The 4,553-nt window shown below is 58.7% G+C and carries 5 protein-coding genes and 1 other RNA gene; 5 read left to right on the forward strand and 1 reads right to left on the reverse strand.

Annotated elements, in window-relative coordinates; genetic code table 11:
- Positions 1 to 43: 43 nt before the first annotated feature.
- The 5 genes from ACWI8T_RS08280 (at position 44) to ACWI8T_RS08300 (ending at position 3,699) form a co-directional block, all read left to right on the forward strand.
- Entirely contained in the window at positions 44 to 895 is an 852-nt protein-coding gene (locus ACWI8T_RS08280) for a polyphenol oxidase family protein (RefSeq protein ID WP_449138598.1), read from the forward strand.
- Between the two features lie 14 nt (positions 896 to 909).
- The gene (locus ACWI8T_RS08285) at positions 910 to 1,605 is read left to right on the forward strand and encodes a YggS family pyridoxal phosphate-dependent enzyme (protein WP_449138599.1); all 696 of its coding nucleotides are present in this window, start codon (positions 910 to 912) and stop codon (positions 1,603 to 1,605) included.
- 27 nt (positions 1,606 to 1,632) lie between these two features.
- A complete protein-coding gene (locus ACWI8T_RS08290) occupies positions 1,633 to 2,406 on the forward strand; it encodes a cell division protein SepF (RefSeq protein WP_114615981.1) in 774 nt (257 codons plus the stop codon).
- Entirely contained in the window at positions 2,407 to 2,667 is a 261-nt protein-coding gene (locus ACWI8T_RS08295) for a YggT family protein (protein WP_114615982.1), read from the forward strand.
- Positions 2,668 to 2,781: 114 nt separating this feature from the next.
- On the forward strand, positions 2,782 to 3,699 hold the full coding sequence (locus ACWI8T_RS08300; RefSeq protein ID WP_449138600.1) for a DivIVA domain-containing protein: 918 nt from the start codon (positions 2,782 to 2,784) through the stop codon (positions 3,697 to 3,699).
- 222 nt (positions 3,700 to 3,921) lie between these two features.
- Here ACWI8T_RS08300 and rnpB read toward each other — a convergent pair.
- Positions 3,922 to 4,280, reverse strand: an RNA gene (gene rnpB / locus ACWI8T_RS08305) — RNase P RNA component class A.
- Positions 4,281 to 4,553 lie beyond the last annotated feature (273 nt).

A 4,553-nucleotide genomic window follows, 5' to 3' on the forward strand; every position in this document is an offset into this window, starting at 1 on the left:
TTCCCGATTTCCTTCGTCGTCGATAAAACGGAAGCGATGTGCCATGACGGGTATGACTAACGCGTCAGGGCTTGAAACGACCCTCGATTTGCCGCTCCCGCGGCTTGTCGAGGGTCGTTTTTCTAACCTGACCGCATTTACCGATGAGGCCCTGTTCGAAGCGTGCGGCGTACGCATTGCGTTTACCGAGCGTTTGGGCGGTGTGAGCGAGCCGCCGTATGATTCGTTGAATCTTGGCCTTCATGTCAACGACAACCCTGAAAGCGTGCGTGAGAATCGCCGCAGGGTCTGCGAGGCGTTCGGCATCGATCCATCGAGGCTTATTGTGCCCAATCAGGTGCATGGCGCCGATGTCGCCGTGTGCGAAAACGCTGGCGATATCGCCGAGACGCGGGAGTTCGCGGCCGAAGGCAGCGATGCGGTCGCCGTGGGGTGCGACGATGTCGCGGCTTTGCTGTGCTTCGCCGATTGCACGCCTGTGATTATCGTGGCGCCTTCCGGCAAGTTCGCCGTGGCGCATTGCGGGTGGCGCGGCGTCGTGTATGGCGCCTGGGCAACGGCGCTTTCGACGCTTTGCGAACTTACGGGCGAGACCCCCGAGCGTTTCAACGTATATATCGGCCCCTATATCCACGCGTGCCATTTCGAGGTTGGCGAAGAAGTCGCCAAGCAGTTTTTCGATTCGTTCGGCGAGGCAAGCTTGGTCGATGATCGTCATGTCGATATGGGCGCTGCGCTGCGCTGCGGTTTTGCAAGCATGGGCGTTTCGCCTGAGCGCATCGCCGATGTCGATATATGTACGGTGTGCGATGCCGGTGAGCATTTTTATTCGTATCGCGCTTCGGGCGGCACGTGCGGTCGCCATGGCGCGTTTGCGGCTCGTATTCTTGGATAGGAAGAAGCTTTCTTATGGCTACGTTGGAACAACGTTGGGAATCTGTCGAAGAATCCGTCGAGGAGGCGTGCGCGGCTGCGGGCCGTGCTCGAAGCGATGTGCGCGTCATTGGCGTGTCGAAGACCGTGGGGCTTGATGCGGTTTCCGAGGCAATCGAGGCGGGCATTCACGATTTCGGGGAAAACCGCCCCGATGAACTCGTTCGCAAGCACGACGCTTTTCCGAGCGAGAACTGGCATTTTATTGGCAATATCCAGTCGCGCCAGCTCGACAAGGTGGTGGGGCGTGCATGCCTCATCCATTCTTTGTACCAGGAAAGTCACGCCGATAAAATCGATCGATTGGCCGCGGCGGCCGGCATTGTGCAGGACGTGCTTATTGAAGTCAACGATGGCGAGTCGAATAAGCAGGGCGTGGCCGACGAGAATCTTATCGATATGCTTACGCATTGCGCAACCTTGGATCATGTGCACGTAAAAGGCCTTATGATAATGGCTCCCATCGGCGACGCCTCGGTGGCGCGTGCAACGTTTAAGCGTCTGCGCGGGCTGCGCGATGCGGCGCAAAGCGACCTTGCGGCACGTGGCATCGATATGGAGCTCCATGAACTTTCAATGGGGATGAGCAACGATTATTCCGAAGGTATTGGCGAGGGGGCTACCATGGTTCGCATCGGTCGAGCCATATTCAGTGCCGACTATGCGGGTTAGCCCGCTTGATTGATAGGTGGACACGCAATGGATTTCAAGATTCCTAAATTTGATGAACTGAAAGATCGGCTGGGCATTGGCGAGGCTTCGAGCCAGGCGGGCTCGCGCTCCTCGCGCGCTCGCGATTCTCGCGATGACGCCGTCGATTATGGCGATTATGGCGAATACGGCTTCGACGATTCTGCCGATTACGCGGTGGAGAACGACTCGCCTTCTTCGAGCTTCACGGCGTCGTTGCCCAAGCTTGTCACGTCTGACGACGTGCGCGCCAATATCCAATACACGCCGAGCGAAGCCCCCGAGACCGCCGATGCGTCGCAGGCAACGCGTCCGAACCGTGATTTCGGCGCGCTTCGTGAAGATTCGCATCGCTCTCCTGGCGTGAATTCGCTGTTTGAGCCCTCGTCTGCCGCTCGGCCGGCCGCGTCGGCGCCCCAGGCTGCCGCGAGCTCCACGGGCGCTTATGCTCAAACCACGGGAGCGATTCCTGCGCCCGCATCGCCTTCTGGCGAAGGCCGCGTGGTGCAGCGTCCGGCGCGTATCGTGACCATCGTCAAGCCTGAGTCGTATGACGATGCCGAACGCATCGCCAAGGTGCTCAAGAGCGGCGATGTCGCTGTTGTCTCGCTGCGCAACACACCCGAAGCGCTCGGCAAGCGCATTCTCGACTTCAGCTTTGGCGTGGCATGCGCTTTCGAGGCTCAGGTCGAATGCGTTTCGGGCCACGTGTTCGTCATCACGCGCGGCGCGGGCTTGAGCGATGCCGAGGCGTCTCGCCTCAAAGCGCAAGGATTGATGTAAATGTATGCCCTGCAGCTTTTCATCGTGAAGCTCGCCGACGCGTACACGACGATTCTGCTCGTGTATGTGCTCATGAGCTGGATTCCGAACAGAAGCGGCATTCTGGCCGATATCGAAACGGTTTTGGGGAAGGTTTGCGATCCGTATCTGAACCTTTTCCGTAAATTCATCCCGCCGATTGGGGGCATGGTGGACGTTACGCCTATCTTTGCCCTGCTTGTATTACAATTCTTGGTGCGCTTGATCGTGGGCATTCTTTAGCCGCCGCAGCGCGAACGTGTTCATTGGGGCGCAAGGCGCCCTGCAGGCTGTGCGATTCATATCGCAGGCCGCCCTGGGTTTCCAGGGTATATATCGAATGAGATTGGAGTAGGCATGGCCATCACTTCCGAAGACATCCACAACCAGAGTTTCACGGTTGATCGCAAGGGTTATGACGTTGACGAGGTCGATGTGTTCCTCGAGCATGTCGCAGCCGAGATTGACGGTTTGAATGCCCAGATCGAAGAGCTTCTCGCTCGCATCGACGAGCTCAATAACAACCAGATGGGCTTCGATGATGACGAGCCTATGGACATGGACGCCGCCTTCGCCGAGCCCGCGATGCCCGAACCCGAGCCCGAGGCAATCAAAGAGGAAGCCGCCGATACGATCTCGGCGCTTTCCGCCGACGAAAAAGACGCTCGCATCGCCGAGCTCGAGAAGCAGCTTTCCGAAAAGGAAACCGACGCTTCCGCCATTGCCAATGCGCTCGTGACCGCTCAGCGTTCTGCTCAGGAAGTGCTTGATGCGGCCCGCGCTGAAGCGAAGCGCATCCACAACGACGCCGAAATCGAGGCGAGCGACATCGTCGACCGCGCGAACGCCGAGAAGGCCAAGATCGAAACCGCCATCGAAGAGCTCGATCGTTCGCACAAGAAGACGTGCGAGGCGTATTCCGAGGCCCTGAAGAGCTTCATCGACGATGCGAATGCCAAGCTTGACGATATCGAGGACGAACTCGCCAAGAAGGAGGGCAAGAAGCGCTCCCATGGTCGTTTCGCAAGCCCCGCTCAGGCACCGGTCCACAAGCCCATGTTCGGCGCCACGGGCGCTGTTGCCCCGAGCTATGTCGCTCCCGCTGCAGGCGCTGTTGAATCGGCCCCTGTGACGCCTGCCGCGACTGCCGCTCCCGCAACCGCTACGGTCATCCCGGCCCAGAGCGCCGCTCCCGCGCCGGCGCCGAGCGTCGAGAAAGACCTTTCCGGTTTCGGCGATGCTGCCGAGGCCTTTGATTTGGGCGATATCGACTAGTGTGACCCCGCCGCTCCTTCGGGCGGCGAAATAACGCGATGCTGCAAGAACCCCTGGTGCTGCATTTTTGGCTCAGCCTTTGATTCGCGTGCTGAAGCATGCGCTACTCTGGCTTCGCCAGGATTGCCAGCGTCAGGGGTTCTTTTTCGTTGATGCTTGACGCGAATGCGTTTTGCTTCGATAAACGACGAAAGCCCGCGCGAGCGGGCTTTCGTTTTGTAATGCCTTAGCGGGCCTATGAGCCGGGTTCTGTCGTTGAAGACGGCCATTTATCTAGGACGTGCGTTACCGCACGCCTCAAGCAGGCTACCCGCATGCACGGAGAGGCTCAACCGTATCGCATGCCTATTCGCCCTTGCTTCGGATGGGGTTTACCAAGCCACGCCATTACTGACGTGCTGGTGCGCTCTTACCGCACCTTCTCAGCTTTTCTCTTAACGCCCGAGGGCGCCAGTGGGAGTTTAAGTTTCTTCAGCACTTTCCATCGGGTTTCCCCGCCCGGCCGTTAGCCGGCATCCTGCCTCAAGAAGCCCGGACTTTCCTCGTTGGCGCAAGGCCACCGCGACCGTCCAGCCCGCATAGCGTCGGCTATTGTATCATTGCCTGCGCCGTATGTCGTGCATTCTGCACGGTGTTGCTACAATCTTGAGCAAAAGCCGCGGATCATGAACTGGGTTAGAAGGGAAGATATGCCAGAGAATCGTTTTTCATGTGCGCTTGTCGGTGCCGCGTCCTTTGATGCCGACCATTTTTCCGCCGAACATTTCGATAAGGTGATTGCGGTCGACGGTGGTTTTTCCTCGCTTTGCGCGATTGGCGTAACGCCCAATTTCGCCCTGGGCGATTTTGACTCG

The sequence above is a fragment of the Slackia sp. genome, from assembly GCF_977041755.1.